General features: G+C 66.3%; 19 protein-coding genes. 5 read left to right on the top strand and 14 right to left on the bottom strand.

Features of this window, described 5'->3' with window-relative positions; all coding sequences use genetic code 11:
- Nucleotides 1-24 precede the first annotated feature (24 nt).
- The 12 genes from V9K97_RS10890 to V9K97_RS10835 all read right to left on the bottom strand — a co-directional run bounded on the left by V9K97_RS10890 (nucleotide 25) and on the right by V9K97_RS10835 (nucleotide 12,150).
- Entirely contained in the window at nucleotides 25-429 is a 405-nt protein-coding gene (locus tag V9K97_RS10890) for a DUF3613 domain-containing protein (protein ID WP_337317980.1), read from the bottom strand.
- Entirely contained in the window at nucleotides 426-1,361 is a 936-nt protein-coding gene (locus V9K97_RS10885; protein ID WP_337317979.1) for a hypothetical protein, read from the bottom strand. The genes V9K97_RS10890 and V9K97_RS10885 overlap by 4 nt, the downstream gene beginning before the upstream one ends.
- A complete protein-coding gene (locus V9K97_RS10880; protein ID WP_337317977.1) occupies nucleotides 1,358-2,323 on the bottom strand; it encodes a type II secretion system F family protein in 966 nt (321 codons plus the stop codon). The genes V9K97_RS10885 and V9K97_RS10880 overlap by 4 nt, the downstream gene beginning before the upstream one ends.
- A complete protein-coding gene (locus V9K97_RS10875; protein WP_337318165.1) occupies nucleotides 2,320-3,309 on the bottom strand; it encodes a type II secretion system F family protein in 990 nt (329 codons plus the stop codon). Before V9K97_RS10875 ends, V9K97_RS10880 begins: the two co-directional genes overlap by 4 nt.
- Before the next feature lies 1 nt (nucleotide 3,310).
- Nucleotides 3,311-4,630, bottom strand: coding sequence for a CpaF family protein (locus V9K97_RS10870; RefSeq protein WP_337317975.1), 1,320 nt, complete (start codon nucleotides 4,628-4,630; stop codon nucleotides 3,311-3,313).
- A gap of 9 nt (nucleotides 4,631-4,639) precedes the next feature.
- Entirely contained in the window at nucleotides 4,640-5,935 is a 1,296-nt protein-coding gene (locus V9K97_RS10865; RefSeq protein ID WP_337317973.1) for an AAA family ATPase, read from the bottom strand.
- A gap of 35 nt (nucleotides 5,936-5,970) precedes the next feature.
- Nucleotides 5,971-7,293, bottom strand: a complete 1,323-nt coding sequence (locus tag V9K97_RS10860; protein WP_443303164.1) for a type II and III secretion system protein family protein — start codon at nucleotides 7,291-7,293, stop codon at nucleotides 5,971-5,973.
- A gap of 93 nt (nucleotides 7,294-7,386) precedes the next feature.
- Nucleotides 7,387-8,382, bottom strand: coding sequence for a Flp pilus assembly protein CpaB (cpaB, locus tag V9K97_RS10855; protein WP_337317969.1), 996 nt, complete (start codon nucleotides 8,380-8,382; stop codon nucleotides 7,387-7,389).
- Nucleotides 8,383-8,447: 65 nt separating this feature from the next.
- Nucleotides 8,448-8,948 carry an A24 family peptidase gene (locus V9K97_RS10850; protein ID WP_258502326.1) on the bottom strand — a complete coding sequence of 167 codons (501 nt, stop codon included), beginning with the start codon at nucleotides 8,946-8,948 and terminating at the stop codon, nucleotides 8,448-8,450.
- A gap of 15 nt (nucleotides 8,949-8,963) precedes the next feature.
- Nucleotides 8,964-9,161 (bottom strand): Flp family type IVb pilin, encoded by a 198-nt coding sequence (locus tag V9K97_RS10845; protein ID WP_258502325.1) that lies wholly within the window; start codon nucleotides 9,159-9,161, stop codon nucleotides 8,964-8,966.
- 422 nt (nucleotides 9,162-9,583) lie between these two features.
- The gene (locus V9K97_RS10840; protein WP_337317967.1) at nucleotides 9,584-11,017 is read right to left on the bottom strand and encodes a L,D-transpeptidase family protein; all 1,434 of its coding nucleotides are present in this window, start codon (nucleotides 11,015-11,017) and stop codon (nucleotides 9,584-9,586) included.
- Nucleotides 11,017-12,150, bottom strand: a complete 1,134-nt coding sequence (locus V9K97_RS10835; protein ID WP_337317965.1) for a nuclear transport factor 2 family protein — start codon at nucleotides 12,148-12,150, stop codon at nucleotides 11,017-11,019. The genes V9K97_RS10840 and V9K97_RS10835 overlap by 1 nt, the downstream gene beginning before the upstream one ends.
- Nucleotides 12,151-12,391: 241 nt before the next feature.
- On the opposite strand from V9K97_RS10835, the gene V9K97_RS10830 reads away from it, so the two are divergent.
- Nucleotides 12,392-13,408, top strand: a complete 1,017-nt coding sequence (locus tag V9K97_RS10830) for a Bug family tripartite tricarboxylate transporter substrate binding protein (RefSeq protein WP_337296919.1) — start codon at nucleotides 12,392-12,394, stop codon at nucleotides 13,406-13,408.
- Nucleotides 13,409-13,425: 17 nt separating this feature from the next.
- Here the strand turns inward: V9K97_RS10830 and V9K97_RS10825 are convergent, their stop codons facing one another.
- The gene (locus tag V9K97_RS10825; RefSeq protein ID WP_337317964.1) at nucleotides 13,426-14,229 is read right to left on the bottom strand and encodes an IclR family transcriptional regulator domain-containing protein; all 804 of its coding nucleotides are present in this window, start codon (nucleotides 14,227-14,229) and stop codon (nucleotides 13,426-13,428) included.
- Nucleotides 14,230-14,369: 140 nt separating this feature from the next.
- On the opposite strand from V9K97_RS10825, the gene V9K97_RS10820 reads away from it, so the two are divergent.
- The 4 genes from V9K97_RS10820 (at nucleotide 14,370) to soxR (ending at nucleotide 17,544) form a co-directional block, all read left to right on the top strand.
- Nucleotides 14,370-15,071, top strand: a complete 702-nt coding sequence (locus V9K97_RS10820; RefSeq protein WP_126747114.1) for a 3-oxoacid CoA-transferase subunit A — start codon at nucleotides 14,370-14,372, stop codon at nucleotides 15,069-15,071.
- Nucleotides 15,068-15,721, top strand: a complete 654-nt coding sequence (locus tag V9K97_RS10815) for a 3-oxoacid CoA-transferase subunit B (protein ID WP_337317962.1) — start codon at nucleotides 15,068-15,070, stop codon at nucleotides 15,719-15,721. The genes V9K97_RS10820 and V9K97_RS10815 overlap by 4 nt, the downstream gene beginning before the upstream one ends.
- A gap of 31 nt (nucleotides 15,722-15,752) precedes the next feature.
- On the top strand, nucleotides 15,753-16,958 hold the full coding sequence (gene pcaF / locus V9K97_RS10810; protein ID WP_337296916.1) for a 3-oxoadipyl-CoA thiolase: 1,206 nt from the start codon (nucleotides 15,753-15,755) through the stop codon (nucleotides 16,956-16,958).
- 97 nt (nucleotides 16,959-17,055) lie between these two features.
- On the top strand, nucleotides 17,056-17,544 hold the full coding sequence (soxR, locus tag V9K97_RS10805) for a redox-sensitive transcriptional activator SoxR (RefSeq protein ID WP_337296915.1): 489 nt from the start codon (nucleotides 17,056-17,058) through the stop codon (nucleotides 17,542-17,544).
- 10 nt (nucleotides 17,545-17,554) lie between these two features.
- On the opposite strand, the gene V9K97_RS10800 is transcribed toward soxR, so the two are convergent.
- Nucleotides 17,555-17,788 carry a hypothetical protein gene (locus tag V9K97_RS10800; RefSeq protein WP_337296914.1) on the bottom strand — a complete coding sequence of 78 codons (234 nt, stop codon included), beginning with the start codon at nucleotides 17,786-17,788 and terminating at the stop codon, nucleotides 17,555-17,557.
- Nucleotides 17,789-17,892: the final 104 nt, after the last annotated feature.

Here is a 17,892-nt window from a genome sequence, read left to right as displayed (position 1 = left end):
GCGCGGCGAGGGTCGGCGTTTTGCCTACCGGCCTCCGGAAGAAGAGGCGCCACCGCCGCCCTTCGACTTGCTCACCGTGGAGCCGAGGTGCTCGGGGATCGGGTGCTCGAAGCTCTTGATGTAGCGCTCATAGCTGCGGCTGGCCACGCTGCCGGCAATGGGCCGGGGTGTGCGCGAGGCGATTTCTCCGCTGCGTTGCCAGGCGAGCAGGCTCTGGGTTGCATCGCCCATCAGCAGCGGTGGCGGCGATTCGAACTCTTCAGCCTCGGCTTCGAACTCTTCAGCCTCGGCTTCGACCTCCCGCGCCTCCTGCGCCTTCTGCGCCTCCGTGGGCTGCGACGCTGGCGGCACGGCTTGCGCCCAGGCGGTGGTCGCCATGAAGAAGAGTGCGGCTGTCAACGCAACCCGTTCGGCAAGCTGGCGGTTCATGGGGTACCTCGCGAGGTCGAGTTCAGTGAAAGCGGCGCTTCAGGTGCGGAGGCCGAAGGATTGGTCTGGCTCGCGGTTCTCATGCCGCCCGCGCCGGTCCATCGGGACGGCTTGAGCGCAAGGGGCGCCACAACGGGTTCGACGCGCGTTCCCGCCGTTGCGGCAGCAACAACAGGTGCGGGCAGCCTGCCCGATGCGCGCATCTGCAGTGCGGCTTCGCGTACGGCCGCGCGCGTGGGCTGGGGCATGCGGTGCGCGTCCATCAGCGCTGCCGCCCGGTCGGGCTGGTTGGTCACTTCGAGATAGAGCGCGAGGTTGGCTTGCGCCTGGGTGCTGTCGGGGCGCAACTGCAAGGCCTGCATCAGCGGCAGCCGCGCTTCCTCGATCTGGCCGGCCCCCAGGTGCGCGTAGCCGAGATCGCTCAGCAGCAGCGCATCGGTCGGGGTGCGGCGCTGCGCTTGCGCCAGCAGCTGGACCGCCTCGGCATAGTTGCCGCGCATGCCCGCCAGGAGGCCGAGGCCACGGTAGCCCGCGCTTGCCAGCGGCGTGGCCAGCAGGCGCTTGTAGGCGGCTTCAGCGGCTGCGGCCTGTCCGGTGTGGCGCAGCGCTTCGGCGCGCGTGCGTGTGGATTCAGGCGACACGCCCCAACGCTGTTCCAAGGCGTCGATGTGCGCGAGCGATGCAAACCACAGGTCTTCCTTCTGCATCTGCTCGACGAGCTTGAGATAGGTGGGCTGGGTGTCCACGGCCGCACCGGCCTTGGTGTCCGCGGCGGCTTCGGCGGCCATGCGTTGCTGCGCATCGGCGCTGGCGGCGTACTGGTCCTTGGGGCCGGCGCAGCCGGTGAGGGCAAACGCCGCAGCCGCCGCGCAGGCGATGGCCAGCAGGCGGCAAGCAGGACGCGCGCTTGCGCAAAGGTCGAGTGGCTTCATTTGGCGGCGGTTCCCAGTGAACGGAAGATGGCCAGAAAGGCCGGCCCCGCAGTGACGATGACCAGCGCCGGCAGCAGCGTGGTCACCATTACGGCGGTCATCTTCACGGTGATCTTTCCGATGCGTTCCTTCATTTCGGAACGCCGGTGTTCGCGCAAGCGGTCGCTGAAGACGCGCAGCGGCTCCTGCACGGCGCCGCCGTGCTTGTCGACCTGCACCAGCAAGGACACGAGCCCGCGGAGGTTCTCGTTCTTGTGCAGGGTTGCAAGGCGCTGCAGCGAGTGCTCGCGGCTGCGGCCGCGGCTGTACTGGTTGTTGGCAAAGGTCAGCTCGTAGCCGAGCACGCGCAGCACGTGCGAGAAGTCGCTGGCCATGATCTGGAGGCTCTGGTCCAGGCTCAGCCCCACGCCTTGCAGGAGGCGAAGCAGGTCGATGAACAGCGGCAGTTCCTGGTTCACCCGCTCGCGGCGCTTGGCCGCAATGCGGCCGAGCACCCACTTGGGTGCCATGAAGCCGATGACGAACGCGACCGCCAGCACGATGGTGACGGTGCGCTGCGGCCGGCCCGCGCTCCACAACACGTAGACGGCAAAGGGAAGAAGGAACGTGAAGAGGATGCGGGTCACCAGGAAGACCAGCTGGGCCCGCTTCGAGGAAAAGCCGCATTGATCGATGAGGTTGCGGTCCTCGTTGGCCACGAGTGCGCGGCCGATCCGCGAATCGAGCCAGTGAAACGGCAGCTCGATGTCGGGCTTTGCCGAGGCGTTGAACACGTCGGCCGCATCGACGGATGCCGCGGATCCGCCCGGCGCCGTGGTGACCTGCTGGATGGCGCGGCCGATGACCTTGCCGCTGCGCGCGCGCCGCAGCTCGGCCGCGATCAGTGCGCCGGCACCGGCCATGAGGCCCAGGGCCAGCAACGCCAGGCTGATGATCGCCAGCTGGTTGGTGGTGAAGGTCATGTGAGTTTCGCCAGCCGGTAAAGGAGCGCCGCACCGAACAGCTGAAAGCCTGCGGCCGAGAGGACCATGATGCGGCCGGTCCCGTCGTTCCACATTCCCATGAAGTAGCCGGGATTGGTGAGGATGAAGAACGCGCCCACGCTCACCGGCAGCAACCCGAGAATCCAGGCCGAAAGCCGGGTTTCGGACGACAGGGCGAGCAGCTCATGCTCGGCTTGCTCGCGATCGCGCATGAAGTTGCCCACGCGCTCCAGCAGCAGGTCGGAGCGCCCGCCGTAGCGCACGCCCAGGCCGAGGATGGACGCCAGCAGGAACATTTCCTCGATGCGCACATTGCTGGCCGTCTGGTGCAGGGCGCGGTCCAGCTCCATGCCCGCGCGCACCAGCGATGCAGAGCGCTCCAGCTGGCCGCGCAGCGGCGCCTCGGTGGTGGCAATCGCAAGCTGGAAAGCCGCCTGCGTGGAGTTGCCGATGGTGATCAGCCGCACCATCGCGTCGATGTACCCGGGCAGCTGGCTCACGAGCTTGCGGCGGAACTTCTGCAGCCGCAGCCAGACCGCGAACGCCGAGAGAACAGCCAGCAGTGCGAGCGCACTCAGGCCCGATACCCAGCCGGCAAGCAGGCCCGCGAGTGCGGCTGCAGCCACGACGGCAGCCAGCCCCAGTGCGGCCGTGCGCGGAGCGATCACGCCGATCAGCCATTCGGGCAAGGCCTTTTCGAGCAACCCTGCGGGTGCGGCGGCCGGAGTGCCTGCGTCGGCGTTGAGCCATGGGTCCGAGGTCACGCCTGCCATGAGGTGGTCGTTGGCCGGGTCCCGCAAGGGGATGGGCATCGGCGCCGGTGCGCCCACGGCCGTGCTGGCCTGGATCTGCTGGTTCAGGTGCCGCGCAGCCGCCTGGCGTGCCTGGCGGCCCTTGGCCCATTGCCACAGCAGCAGCCCCGCGGCTGCGAACAGCAGCGCGAGGCAGGCCACCGCGAGCAGCATTTCACGCACGGTTGTTGTCTCCCTGCTGCGCGCGTGTCCGCGACTGCCTGAAGCGCGTGATCTTGGGCGAATGCGGCGCAATGCCCAGCGATATCCAGCGGTCGCGCTCCTCGCCGTCGGGCGACGTGATGGGCTCGTAGCGATAGAGCTCCTGCATGGCCACCACGTTGTCGTTGACGCCCGTGACTTCGCTCAGCGAGAGGATGCGGCGCTGCCCGTTCGAGAGGCGCCCGATCTGCACGATGAAATCGATGGCATTGGCAATCTGCCGGCGCAGGCTCACTTCGCTGCCCTGGTAGCCCGCAAAGCCTGCGAGCATTTCAAGGCGGTACAGGCATTCGCGCGGCGAGCTGGCGTGAATGGTGCCCATCGAGCCTTCATGGCCCGTGTTCATTGCCTGCATCATCTCGATCACTTCGGCGCCGCGCACCTCGCCCACGATGATGCGGTCGGGCCGCATGCGCAGGCTGTTGCGCAGCAGGTCGCGGATCGACACCACGCCGGTGCCGTCGAATCCGCCCGGTCGGCTTTCGAGCCGCACCACATGGCTGGTACCGAGCGAAAGCTCCGCCGTGTCTTCGATGGTGATGACGCGCTCGCGCGGCGGAATGAAGGTGGCCAGCGCATTGAGCAGAGAGGTCTTGCCTGAACTGGTGCCGCCGCTCACAAGAATGTTGCAGCGCGCGCGAACCGCGATCTCCAGCAGCTGCGCCATGCCCGCGTCGAAGGTGCCGAGCTTCACCATGTCGGCCGGCGTCAGCGGCTCCTTGCGGAACTTGCGGATGGAAACCGAGAGCCCGTCGATCGCCAGCGGCTCGATGATCACGTTGATGCGGCCGCCGTCGGGCAAGCGCGCATCGACCATCGGGTTGGATTCGTCCAGCCGCCGGCCGAGCGGCGCAAGAATGCGGCGCACGATGCGCATCACGTGCTCCGCATCGGCAAAGCGCACCGTCTCGCGCTCGAGCATGCCGTGGCGCGACACGTACACGTTCTGGTAGCCGTTGATCAGGATGTCTTCGACGGCCGAATCGTTCAACAGGTCTTCCAGCGGGCCGAAACCCGCAAGCTCCTTGGTCAGCGCGTCGGAGATGAGCTGCATCTCGCGGTCGTTGATCGGCACCCGGCGCAGCCGCACGAAGCTGTCGACCTCCAGTTCGACGAACTGCTGGATCGAGGCGCGCGACCAGCGGCCGAACTCCGCGCCGAGCTCTTCGATGCGGCTCAGTAGATGGTCGTGCGTCCAGCTCTTGATGTCCTGGAACTGCTGGGAGTTGATGAACGCCTGGTCGTCGTCGGCGAATTCGAGATCGTTGGACATAAGGGCGGTTCAACCTTCACTAGAGCTTTTCCAGAAGCCGGCAAGTCGCGGAACTCGCGGCAGTCGCGCGGCCCAGCGGGATTCCCTGGCCGGCGGCTGGCTTGTGCCGGACACGAATTCCTGGTGCAGGCCGCGCGCCAGTTCGGCCACCGCTTGCGAATAGGCGTCGTTGCGCGCGGTGCGCACCAGCATTTCGCCGCGGCTTGCCGCCGCCAGCAGTTGCGTGCTGCGCGCCGGCACCACGTGGTGCAGCGGCAGTTCGAGCCGTTCGGCAACGTCCTTGGCGGACAGGCCCACATGGCTGTCGAACTTGTTGACCACGAGCGACAGCTGCTGGGTCTCCACACCGCGCGTGCGCAGTTCCTTGAGCATGGTCGCCGTGGAAACGATGGCACCGATGCTCTGGTCGCACACGACCCAGCTGCGCGGCGCCGCCTTCACCGTCTGCGCGACGAAATCCAGCGTCGAAAAGCCTCCGAGGTCGGCAATCTGGAAATCGAAAAAATCACCGAGCCGCTTGATCAGCGCCACCGAATCCGCATGCGAGATCTCGCGCACCTGCGCAAGGCTCGCGGGAAGCGGGAGCACGGCCACACCGCTCGCGTGATGGGCCAGCGCCGTGTGCAGCAGCGTCTGGTCGAGGCGGCGCAGGTTGCGCACGCCATCGACAAAGCTGAAGCCGCTTTGCGTGTCGAGATAAAGCAGACCGTCGCGGGCCGGAAGCCCGAGGTCGAGCAGCGCGACGCCGCCGCGCGTGTTGCGGCCGGCCTGGGGCAGGGCGCCGGCCTGGCACAGCTGGTCCTTGAGCACGAGCGACAGGCTGGCCGCGAGCGTGGTCACGCCAATGCCGGCGCGCGCGCCGAGCAGGGCCAGCGTGCGTCCGCGCGTGCGGCCCGGCAGGCTGCTCTGGCGCTCGAGCAGCTTGCGCAGCGTGTTGACCGCGTCCGTCGGCGGCGCGGCCATGTCCACGAAGTCGTCCACGCCTGCGCGCAATGCGGCCAGCATGGAAGCGGGCTCCGCCGAAACGCCGGTGGCCAGCACCGGCAGCGTGGGCCATTCGCGCTTGAGGCGCTGATGAAGCTCGCTTGCCGCCGCGGCGTGGTCGCCCGAAAAATCGAGAAACACCGCGGCGGGGCCGAGCATGGCCATGCGCTCGTCCAGCGACTTGGCCTCGGCGGGAAGGTTCACCACCGTGCCCAGCCGGGCGAGTGCATCGGTCAGCCAGTTGATGTGGCCGCTGTTGGGCGATGCGAAGAGGTAGGTCTCCGCACCGATGTCTGGAAGGCTGTCGCGGGGAGCGTTCATGGCGTCTGCCACCGGATCTGTGGGGTTTGTTTCAGTCAACGTGAGAAGCCCGGAACAGTGGTGCCCGAAGCGGGCCCCAGAAGATGAGCGCGCCATACAGGTCCGTCGCGCTGCTCGGCGCCGCCGGGAAGGTACGGGCCCAGATCGGTGCCGCGCGCGATCGGCTTCACCAGGTGCGGCGTGACGAGGATCACTAACTCCTTCTCGCTCATCTGGTACTTGTTCTGCTTGAAGAAGGTTCCGAGCACCGGGATGTCGCCGAGCAGCGGAACCTTGTCGGCGTTCGACGTGGTGGTGCGGCTCACGAGGCCGCCGATGATGAAGCTCTCGCCGTCGCCGAGTTCCACCGTGGTGTCGGCGCGCCGGGTGCTGATGGCGGGTACGGCCACGCCGCCGATGCTGAGCGAGTTGGTGTAGTCCAGGTCGCTGGCCTCCGGCGCTACCTTGAGCACGATGCGATCGTTCGACAGCACCGTGGGCGTGAGGGTGAGACCGATGCCGAAGGGCTTGTATTCGATGCTCGTGGTGCCCAGGCCCTGGGGCGCCGGAACGGGCAGTTCGCCGCCCGCCAGAAAGCTTGCGCTCTGGCCTGAGAGCGCCACCAGCGTCGGTTCCGCGAGCACGCGGGCCATGCCGTTGCCCTCGAGAAAACCCACGTTCAGGCCAATGCCGGCCTTGCCGAAATTGAACAGAAGGCTGAATGCCTGCGCGAGCGGGTTGTTGTGTTCGCCGCTGAGCGAACCGTCGGGGGCAAACGAGGCCGAACGCAGCGACGACGGCGTGAACACGCCGAAGCTGAAGCCGTTGGAGTTGGCACGCGTGCTGAAGATGTTGAGGCCGGCCTGCTTGAGCACGCTGCGGTTGAACTCGACGATCTTGACCTCGACCTGCACCGTGTTGCTGCGCACATTGACCACGGAACGGTCGACCAGCGCCGACTTTTCTCCGCCGGCCGACATGGCCGCATCGCGCGCCTCCTGGTGCGCCTCCATGCTGTTGAGCGAGCCATTGAGCGTGGAGGTGCGGCGCCGGACTTCAAGGGCATAGACGATGGCGTTGGCTTGGCCCTTTTCCCAGACCATGAGCGTGGTGCGGCCGGCCGCCTTGCCGGTGACGATGAGGCGCGCCGCCGGCGAGTTGGGCGATTGGCGGGTGAGCGCAACGCCCGCCACGGTTTCGTCCGCAATGGCCATGCGCTCGATGCCCTTGCCGATCAGCAGTTCCTTTTGCGTGCCCGCATCGATGCGCAGTTGAAGCGCAGCGCGCGCAGGCGCCGCCGCTGCATCGGCCGCCGTTGCGGGCGCCACCGGCCAGACCCCCGAGGCCAGCAGGCACAGCACCGCAAGGTTCGGGCGCATGAAGCGCGCCGTGCCGGTTGTTTTCGCACAAGGGGCGATCGTCATGGTGTTCGTTTCGTGGGTGGCTTGCATGTGCGTGCCACTGGTTGCTGATCAGTAGTTGATGGTTTCGCTGCGGTCGCCGCGAATGACCTCGACCTGCAGTCCGCCGCGGGAACCGCCCGTGCGGGCCGTGGGATTTGCCGGGGCTGCGGCGGCAACGGTCGGCACTCGCGAGCTGCCCGGCTTGCCGCCCGTCACAAAGTCGACGGCGGTCATGCCCGCCTGGGCGCGGTCCAGGCCTTCGAGCGGGGCCCTCCGGGCTTCGCCGGCTTTTTGCGCCACCGGCTGCAGCGCCGTGGGCAGTTCGGCAAAAAGCTTCGGATCGGGTTCCGACATGTCGGTGGGGTTGCGCAGCGCCAGAAGCAGGCGGCCGCTGCTCTCGGCGAGCGTCAGCCGGTTGATGTCATCGACGGGCACCGCGAGCACGGCGGTGCGGGCGGCCTCGGCGCGCTGGGCCTGCTGCTGGGCCGCGCCGTTCTTGTCCATTCCGGAGGGCATGCCGTCGATGGAGGCGCCGCCGTAGGCCAGCACGCGCTTGCGCGACAGCAGCAGGCGCGCCTGGCTGCGGTCGATGTCCTTGCCGTCGGACTTGAGCATCAGGAAGACATCGACGAAGTCGCCGGGCCGTACCTTGTTGCCCACGCCCATGACCTCGTCGGCCTTGATGGCGACCGCGCGTTCGCCTTCGCCGACGCGCAGGGCCAGGCCGGACACCAGCTGCCCTTCGACCAGCGGCGTGCCCTCGCCCAGGTCGATGACGGGCACCCGGCCCGCAAGCGGTGCCGTCTCCTGGAAAGCGCCTGCGGGATTGATGGTCAGGCGTTCGACGCGAAGCGCGTCGGCCGGAATCGCGCGGCCCGCGGGCAGGGGCTTGGACGCCACGACCACGCGGAAGGTTTGCGCCTGGGCCGTCTTGGCCGGAGCGGTGGCCGAAGGGGCGACCGCGACCGGCGGCGGTGGCTGCCGGCTGAGCAGCCATGCATAGCCGCCGAGCGCGAGGGCCAGGAGCACGAGGACGGCGGCAACGATTTTGGTGAGATTGATCATGGGCGGCAGGTCAAGGAAGGGGCCATTCGAGAGTCATTGATGAACAACTCGTGGTGACGGGGCGGCTAGCTACCCTGTCGACCCCAAACCATCCACACCGCGGCGGCCAGCGCGAGGTAGGCCGCATAAGGAATAAATCGAACCCGGGCTGGCGCCGGCTGGCCCTCCGGCGAAGACGACGGCCCGAAGAGCGCCAGCGAAAGCCGGGGGAAAACGGGCCAGCGCTGGAGCGCGAGCCAAAGCGCGGCATGAAGACCGGCAAGGAGGCTGCCGACGAGCCATATCGGCGGCAGCGCAGAAAGGCCCACCCAGAGTCCGAGAGCTCCGGCGAACTTCACGTCGCCGGCTCCCATGACTCGGAGTGCATAGAAAAGAAGCAGAAAGCCGAAGCCGATGCCTGCGCCGAGCAGGGCGCCAGTCCAGTCTTGCTCGATGGGAGCCATTCCCGTTGCAAGCGCCGCAAGAGCCAGGAAGGCACCTGCAAGCACAAGCCAATTGGGAACGCGGCGCTGCCGGAAGTCATAGATGGCAATGAGTAGCAACCAGATCAAAAAGACTGATTTCATTGCTTTTCCGACACCTCAAGGTGCTGGCGGGGTGGCGGCGGTTGCAATGGAGGATTTAATGCTTCCCCAAATGGCTTCTAGGCTTTTTCCGATTCCACCGTCTCCGATAATTGCCGTGATCATCACAACCGAAATCAGTCCCGCAATAATTCCGTATTCAATTGCGGTGGCACCTTCTTCGTCACGCAGAAAACGAGTAATTGAATTGAGCATGATTTACCCCTTTTGAAAGTTGTTACAACGACTGGCAAGGTGAATGTTATACAGCGTAACTCCGTGTATCAAGGAGGTGAACCCGTGAGGCGCTGCCGTTACTGTGCTAGCAAGAAGGTGTAAGCACGATAGCGGCCAGCCTTCTGGCGAACTCTTGGAAGTTTCTCCTGCAGAGGGAAGCAGGCGTCTTGGGAATGCATTCTTCCCTCTGTGGCAGAGCGCCCGTATCCCATGAATGTGGGACGCACGTTACGGCTTCGCGGAACGTGCGAAAGATTCTTGTTACGGGAACAAATGGGTTACGTGTTACGTAACACTGACGATGTGAAGCCAGATGTAACACCCAAGTTTGGTGTTCCGTCTGAGTAAAAAATCACATTTTTCGGGCACAACCCCGTCAGCAGGAGGGCCTAAGTGGGTACCTAGCCCAGTACTTCTTCGTAAAAAAGCTTCCAATCGCTGCCTTGGCGCAGCCAGTATTGGCGGCGTGTACGCCCGCTCTTTTCGCCTTCGAAGACCTCGCCGAAGGTGGCGACCATGGTGTCGTCGCCGTCGCGCCAATGCAGATAGGACACATCCTTGAACTGGACGCGCTTGCCCTGCGCGTATTCCACTTCGTCGTGGAGGGCTGCAAATCCTTCAGTGGATTTTTTATTGTTGCTGCGCTGGAAATCCGGCAAATAGAACTTCTTCAATTGCGCTTCATTGCCGGCGGCCCGCGCCTCTTTCCAGGCCGCGATGGTGCTTGTGAACGCCTGGGCTTCCTTTTCGGCCTGCGGCGGCGAGATCCATTGCAGGCTTCGCGCCGTGATTACCGGCGTGGCGCCGATCTGCACCTTGCGCAGCAATTGCTTCAGGTCGGGGTTGGCCATGACCACGCAGCCGTCGCTGGCCTGCGGTGCGCGGGCAAACTGCTGCGACGGAGTGCCGTGCAGCCATATGCCTCCGCCGGTCTTGCCACGCCGCACGTCATACGGGTTGGGATAGTTGATGGGCAGCGCGCCGGCGCCGTAGAAGTCGCGCAGCGACTTGGGGTTCAGGCTGCTGGTGATGTAGTACACCCCCAGCGGCGTGCGTGCATCGCCTTCGGTTGCCTTGTCGATGCCCGATTTGCCGACCGACACGTAATAGTCGGCCACGAGTTGCAGGCCCTTGTCAGAGTTCTCTAGTAGGTAGAGCCGCGAACGCGAGGCGTCGACCGCAATGGCATAGCGGCTGCGCGTCGACAGGGCCAGGAACTGGGAGGGCACCGTGCCGGCCGGCGGCCGCTCGCGCAGGGCCTGCAGGCGACGGCGGGATTCTTCGCGCAGGTCGGCCATGGCCGGATCGCTGCGCAGCCGCGCAATGCCGGCGTCGGAGAAGGCGTGAGCGGGCGGCACCTGCGTTGCCAGCAGGTCGGCATAGACGAGCTGGGCGAGCTGGAAGTTGGGATAGTCGCGCACCAGGTCGCGTGCCTTTGCGAGCGCAGGCCGGGTCTTGCCGCGGCCGAACAGTTCATAGACAGCAATCAGGCGGGCTTCGGCGCCCGTGGCTTCCTGGATGGCGGCCGATGAAGATGTGGCCGCTTTACGCGGGGCGGGCTTGGCCGCCGCTGTCTTGGTTGCGGCTGCGGAGGCCTTCCGGGTACCGGCTTTTGCTGCCTTGCTGGCCCCGTGTGCAGCCGTGCGTGCGGCGCCAGACGACTTGGGCGTCGCGCTGCTCGCCTTGGCGCTGCCCGATGGAGCCTGCGTCGACGCGCCGGCCGCGCCGGGCGCCGCCAGCAGCAGGGCCGAAGCCGCCAGGAGTGCGGCAAGCCTTGTGCGGCCGAGTTGCAGCGGAGAGTTCTGTGGCCGGGCGTGCCGGACGATGTCCGCCACTATCCGCCGACGCTTTCCTTGCGAATTTGCCATTGGTTGCCGGAGCGCTGCAGCTCCAGCGTCTTGCGACTCGAGATGTTGAGGTTGTCGGCGCGGTAGATCTGCCGGAACTTGGCGGTTGCCGCCTGGCCGTTGACGTTGATCACCAGGTTTTCGATGTTCACGCTGATGCTCGACTTGCCGACGATGCGCGCGCGGCGCTCTTCTTCCCAGCTCTTGCGGCTTTGTCCGCCGCCGGGATTGAAGTCGGGCCCGTAGGCGGCGAGATAACGGTCCATGTCCTGGCCCGCCCACGCAGAAGCCCATCCGCGCACGGCGGATTCCACTTCGGCTGTTGCGGCGGGGGAGGCTGCGGACGGTGCGGATGCGGGTGCGGGTGCGGGTGCGGGTGAAGCTGCGGCCGTAGGTGCCGAAGCGGGCGGTGCCGAAGCTTCCGGCGCCTTCGCAACCACCGCGGGCGCCGGTGCGAGGGGCGCCGCCTTGGCGACCGGAGCGGGTGCGGGCGCAGGCACCGGTGCCGCCGCGACGGGTGCCTTCGCCACGGCAGTGGGCGCTGCCGCCGCCACCGCTGCCGTGGGCTTGCCGGCCGGCGCGGGAGTGAACAAGGTGCGGATCACCGCGAGCTTGGGCTGCACTGCCGTGTTGTTCTGGTCGAGCTGCAATGCCTTGCTGTAGGCCTGGCTGGCCAGCCGCGCGTACACGTCGCCCAGGTTTTCTTGCGCCGTGGCGTAGCTCGGGTTGGTGCGAATCGCGCTTTCGAGCGCGCTGCGCGCCTTGTCGAACTGGTTCTGGCTCGCGTAGATCACCGCGAGGTTGTTGTACGGCTCAGGCAGTTCGGGCGCGTCTTGCGTGAGTTGCGTAAAAGCCGCAATGGCTTCGGCGCGCTTGCCGGTGTCGAGCTGGATCACGCCCTTGAGGAAGCGCATCTGCGGGTCCTTCGGCTTGTCCTTCAGGAAGGCGTCGGCGCGGCCCATGGCCTCGTCGAGCTTGCCAGCCTGCATGAGCCGGTCGACTTCATCGTGCTCGGCCGCGGCGAGCGCGGGCAGTGCCATGCCGCAGGCGGTTGCCAGGAGCAGGGCGCGCACGGCAGGAGTAAGGCTGAAACGGGCGCGCGGGAGGGGGCTCTTGGGCATTGCGGACAAGACCTCGTAGGAGGGAAAGGGAGATGCGGCAGGGATTGTATGTGGGCGGTTAACTTGCGGATACATCGCGGTAAATCCGAGGGCCAATGCACCGGATTGCGCAGCCGTCAACAGGCCGATGCATGCCCACATCGATGAATACGCATCGACTTGCGCAACGCAGCACGATCATGTAACGTTGTGTAAGCAGATTGTCAGCAATCTCCCAGTTCCTTCACTCTCTGGAGCCACCTTGAAGATCACCAAACGCCGCTTGCTGGAAAGCGGCGCAGCAGCATTTGCCGCGTCGCTTTTTGCGCCGGGTTCCCTGGCGCAGCAGCGCCCCGCAGCCGGCGCGGCCGGCGGCGACGCGTGGCCCACCAAGCCTGTTCGCATCCTCGTGGGCTTTCCCGCCGGTGCATCGCCCGACCTTGCGGCGCGCGCCATCGCCGAGCCGCTGTCGAAGATCCTGCGCCAGCCGGTCACGGTCGAGAACAAGCCCGGTGCAAGCGGCAATCTGGTAGCCGACCAGGTGGCCAAGGCGACTGACGACCACACTATCGGCGCTTTGATCAACGGCAATCTCACCATTGCGAAGCTGCTCAACCCCAAGCTCAGCTTCGATCCCGAGAAAGACTTCCTGCCGGTCGGCATGATCGGCACCGCACCGCTGGTGCTCGTGGTTTCGGGCAACGCGCCCGGCAAGACCGCGGCCGAGCTGCTGCTGTGGACGCGCAACCTGAGCAGCAGCGGCAAGTACGGCACGCCGGGCGTGGGCACGGTGGGCCACCTGGGCATGGAGCTCATCAAGAGCCGCGCCGCCATCACCGCGCAGCACAAGCCCTACACCGGCAACCCGCAAGTCATCGCGGGCTTGCTGGCCGGCGAGATCCAGCTCGCGCTGCTGCCGCCCGGCCTGGCACTGCCGCATGTGAAGTCCGGAAAGATCAAGGCCATTGGCGTGACCTCGCCCGAGCGCAGCCCCTTGGCCAACGAGCTGCCCACCATTCGCGATGCCGACGTGCGCGGCGCCGACCTCGAGATCTGGACCGCACTGGCCGCTCCCGCGGGCATGAAACCGGCGGCCGTTGCCAAGCTGAACGCCGCGCTGGTCGAGGTGACCAGCTCGCCCGATGTGAGCCAGGCCCTGCTGAAGACCGGCTGGCAAGCGCAGCCGGGCACGCCCGATGCGCTGGCCAAGCGCATGCGCTCCGACACGGCGCGCCTGGGCGGCGTGATCATCATGAAGGGCATCCAGTCGGAGGGCTAGCACGCCCTCCAGTGCGCCTAAAGCAGTTGGGAGACCTTCTTTGCGGCGTCGATCAGCGCCGGGAGCATGGTCTCCTGCATCACCTTGGCGCTGGTGCGGTTGGCCTGCCCGCTGATGTTCAGTGCCGCGACCATGCGGCCCTGGCGGTTGACGATGGGGGCGGCCACCGAGATGAGGCCCTCCTCAAGCTCCTGGTTCACAAGGCACCACTGCTGCCTTCTTGCCTGCGCCACCTTCGTCATGAGCGCATCGATGTCGGTCACCGTGTGTTTGGTGAGCGGCTCGATGCTCGAGGCTTCGAGCCGGGCGCGCACCTCGTTGTCTTCTAGGTCGGCCAGCAGCAGCCGGCCCAGTGAAGTGCAGTACGCCGGCAGCCGCGAGCCCACGCCCAGGCTGATGTGCATGATCTTCTTGGTCGGCACGCGCATCACATAGACGATGTCGGTCGCGTCGAGCACAGCGGCCGAGCAAGACTCCTGCACTTGCTGCACCAGCGCTTCCATCACGGGCTCTGCGCGGTTCCATATAGGCATCGACGAGAGGTACGCAAAGCCCAGGTCGAGGATGCGCGGCGTGAGCGTGAAGAGCTTGCCGTCGGTCACCACATAGCCCAGCGTCTGCAGCGTGAGCAGAATGCGCCGCGCGCCCGCCCGCGTGAGCCCGCTAGCGGCCGCTACTTCGCTCAGCGTCTGCCGGGGGGCGCTTTCGCTGAACGAGCGAATCACCTGCAGCCCTCGCGCGAACGACTGCACATAGCTGTCGCCGGGGGCGGGTGCCTCGGGCGTCTTGGGCGTAGCGGTTTTCAGAGCGTGGGTTGCCATGCGGGGTGATCCTCTTTAGAATTCATTATACGAACAAATGTTCTTTAGACGAACAAATCAGCGATTCACAGGATCGATCGGGTCGCCCGAGTGGATCGCAGGCAGTTCGGTTTCTTTCTTCACTCCCGGAGACAGGCTTCATGATCAACAAGATCGCGCGCTCGGTCGCCGATGCCCTTGAAGGCATCCAGGACGGCGCCACGGTTCTCATCGGCGGCTTCGGCACCGCCGGCATTCCCGGCGAACTCATCGACGGCCTCGTCGAGCAGGGCGCCAAGGACCTCACCGTCGTCAACAACAACGCCGGCAACGGTGAAACCGGACTGGCCGCGCTGCTCAAGGCCGGCCGTGTGCGCAAGATCATCTGCAGCTTTCCGCGCCAGGCCGACAGCCAGGTGTTCGACGGGCTCTACCGCAGCGGCAAGCTCGAGCTCGAACTGGTGCCCCAGGGCAACCTGGCAGAGCGCATTCGTGCCGCCGGCGCCGGCATTGGTGCCTTCTTTTGCCCGACGGGCTACGGCACGCAACTCGCCGGCAACCGCGAAACGCGCGAGATCGACGGTAAGCAATATGTGCTCGAGTACCCCATCCATGGCGACGTGGCGCTCATCAAGGCCGAGCGCGGCGACCGCTGGGGCAACCTGGTCTACCGCAAGGCCGCGCGCAACTTCGGCCCCGTGATGGCCATGGCATCGAAGAAGACCATTGCCACCGTGCACGACATTGCCGAACTCGGCACGCTCGACCCCGAGACCATCGTGACCCCCGGCATCTTCGTGCACCAGGTGGTGCGCATCGAACGCGTGGCGACGCAAGCCGGCGGTTTCAAGAAGGCAGCATGAACATGAGCAGCACTTACCAACGTCGCACCAAGGACCAGCTCGCCGCCCGCGTGGCGCAGGACATCTTCGACGGCGCCGTCGTCAACCTGGGCATCGGCCAGCCCACGCTGGTGGCCAACCACTTGCCGAACGGCCGCGAGGTCATCCTGCAAAGCGAGAACGGCATTCTCGGCATGGGCCCCGCGCCCGCGGCCGGCGAAGAAGACTACGACCTCATCAACGCCGGCAAGCAGCCCGTCACGCTGCTGCCGGGCGGCTCGTTCTTTCACCATGCCGACAGCTTCGCCATGATGCGCGGCGGCCACCTCGACATCTGCGTGCTCGGCGCCTTCCAGGTGTCGGCCACGGGCGACCTTGCCAACTGGCACACCGGCGAGAAAGACGCCATTCCCGCCGTCGGCGGTGCCATGGACCTGGCCATCGGCGCCAAGCAGACCTGGGTGATGATGGACCTGCTCACCAAGCAGGGCACGAGCAAGCTGGTGCAGGAATGCACCTATCCGCTCACCGGCATCGGCTGCGTGAAGCGGGTGTACTCCGACCTTGCTACGCTCGAATGCACGCCCCAGGGCCTGAAGCTCGTCGACCTGGTCGACGGCCTCAGCCGAGAAGAACTCGAGAAGCTCGTGGGCCTTCCCATTGCCGCCTGAAGCGGATTCATTCACTTTTGAGACAAAAGACATGACCAACCAAGCCTTCATCTGCGACGCTGTTCGTACCCCCTTCGGCCGCTACGGCGGTTCGCTCAGCAGCGTGCGCACCGACGACCTCGGCGCCGTGCCCCTCAAGGCGCTGATGGAACGCAACAAGAACGTCGACTGGCAAGCCGTGAGCGACGTGCTCTACGGCTGCGCCAACCAGGCCGGCGAAGACAACCGCAACGTCGCGCGCATGTCGGCGCTGCTCGCGGGCCTGCCGCTCGAACTCGGCGGCGCCACCATCAACCGCCTGTGCGGTTCGGGCCTCGATGCGGTCGGCACCGCGGCGCGCGCCATCCGCGCCGGCGAAGCCGGCCTCATGATCGCCGGCGGCGTGGAAAGCATGAGCCGCGCACCCTTCGTCATGCCCAAGGCCGAAAGCGCCTTCAGCCGCAACAACGCGGTGTACGACACCACCATCGGCTGGCGCTTCGTCAACAAGCTCATGAAGGCGCAGTACGGCGTCGACTCCATGCCCGAGACGGCCGAGAACGTGGCCACCGACTACAAGATCGAGCGCGAGGCGCAAGACCTGATGGCGCTCAACTCGCAGCTGCGCGCCGTGGCCTCGCAGAAGTCCGGCTTCTTCGACGCCGAGATCGTGCCCGTGACCGTGCCGCAGAAAAAGGGCGATGCGCTCATCGTCAACAAGGACGAGCATCCGCGCGAAACCAGCCTGGAGTCGCTCGCCAAGCTCAAGGGCGTGGTGCGCCCCGACGGCACCGTGACCGCGGGCAACGCCAGCGGCGTGAACGACGGCGCCTGCGCGCTGCTGCTGGCCGACGAAGCCAGCGCCGCCAAGCACGGCCTCACGCCGCGCGCCCGCGTGGTCGGCATGGCCACCGCCGGCGTTGCGCCGCGCGTGATGGGCATCGGCCCCGCACCCGCCACGCAAAAGGTGCTGGCGCTCACCGGCCTCACGATCGACCAGATCGACGTCATCGAACTCAACGAAGCCTTCGCAGCCCAGGGCCTTGCCGTGCTGCGCCTGCTCGGACTGAAGGACGACGACGCGCGCGTCAACATCAACGGCGGCGCCATTGCGCTCGGCCACCCGCTGGGTGCCAGCGGCGCGCGCCTGGCCACCACCGCCGTCAACCAGCTGCACAAGGGCGGCGGACGCTATGCGCTGTGCACCATGTGCATCGGCGTGGGGCAGGGCATTGCCGTGATCCTGGAACGCGTCTGACGAACCGCCACTGCGCGGCCTGCTGCCTGGCCTGATTCGCCAGGCGGGTTTTTGAGGGAAGCAAAACCTCAACTAAAGTCGAGATCGAGAGGTCTCGATGAAGAAATCCAAGCCAGCAGAACCGCCCGACTTTTCCGCCAGCCTTTCGGTGGGCGAGGTCGCGCAGCGCAGTGGGGTGCCCGTGTCCACCCTTCATTTCTACGAGTCGAAGGGGCTCATTGCGAGCCATCGGGCGCCGAGCAACCACCGCCGCTATGCACGTGACGTGCTTCGGCGCGTAGCGTTCATCCGCGTGGCGCAGCGCGTGGGCATTGCGCTGGCCGACATTGCCGACGCCCTTGCCACGCTTCCCACCTCCGCCGCACCCAGCCGAGCCGACTGGGCACGGCTTTCGGCCGCATGGCGCGCAGAACTGGACGAACGCATGGCCCAGCTCAAGAAGCTGCGCGACACGTTGGACGACTGCATCGGCTGCGGCTGCCTGTCCATCGACCGATGCCGCCTCCGCAATCCCGCCGACAAGCTGGCATCGCAGGGGCCGGGCGCACGCCGACTGATGGTCAGGCTCGAGCCCGCGGAAGACTGAGAACGCCGCGTCACTGCGTCCCGGCGGGGAGCAGCGACATCAGCTCGTTCTTCTCTGCGGCAGACATCGCGAGCGTCAGCCGGCCGAACTCGACGCGGTAGCAAGGCAGCATCAATGCCGCCGTCAACGAATGAACGTTGTCGCTGCGTGCAAGGTACTCATTGCATGCGGCAATGCTTCGATGGATTTCGAGCGCCTGCTCGATGCGGCCTGGACGGCCGGAGGGTTGCTGGTCACTGTTCATGCGACGCAATGTGCTTCCTCAACCTAACTTGAGGTCAAGCCGACGGATCGAGAAGCCCTGCGACTCATGGGTGATCGGTGCTCCGAAGCCAGGCGCGGGCGACC

This window comes from Variovorax sp. CCNWLW186, assembly GCF_037203865.1.
Taxonomy (GTDB): Bacteria; Pseudomonadota; Gammaproteobacteria; order Burkholderiales; family Burkholderiaceae_C; genus Variovorax.
The sequence above is the reverse complement of the archived record's forward strand: the minus strand, read 5'-3'. Positions and strand labels throughout refer to the sequence as shown.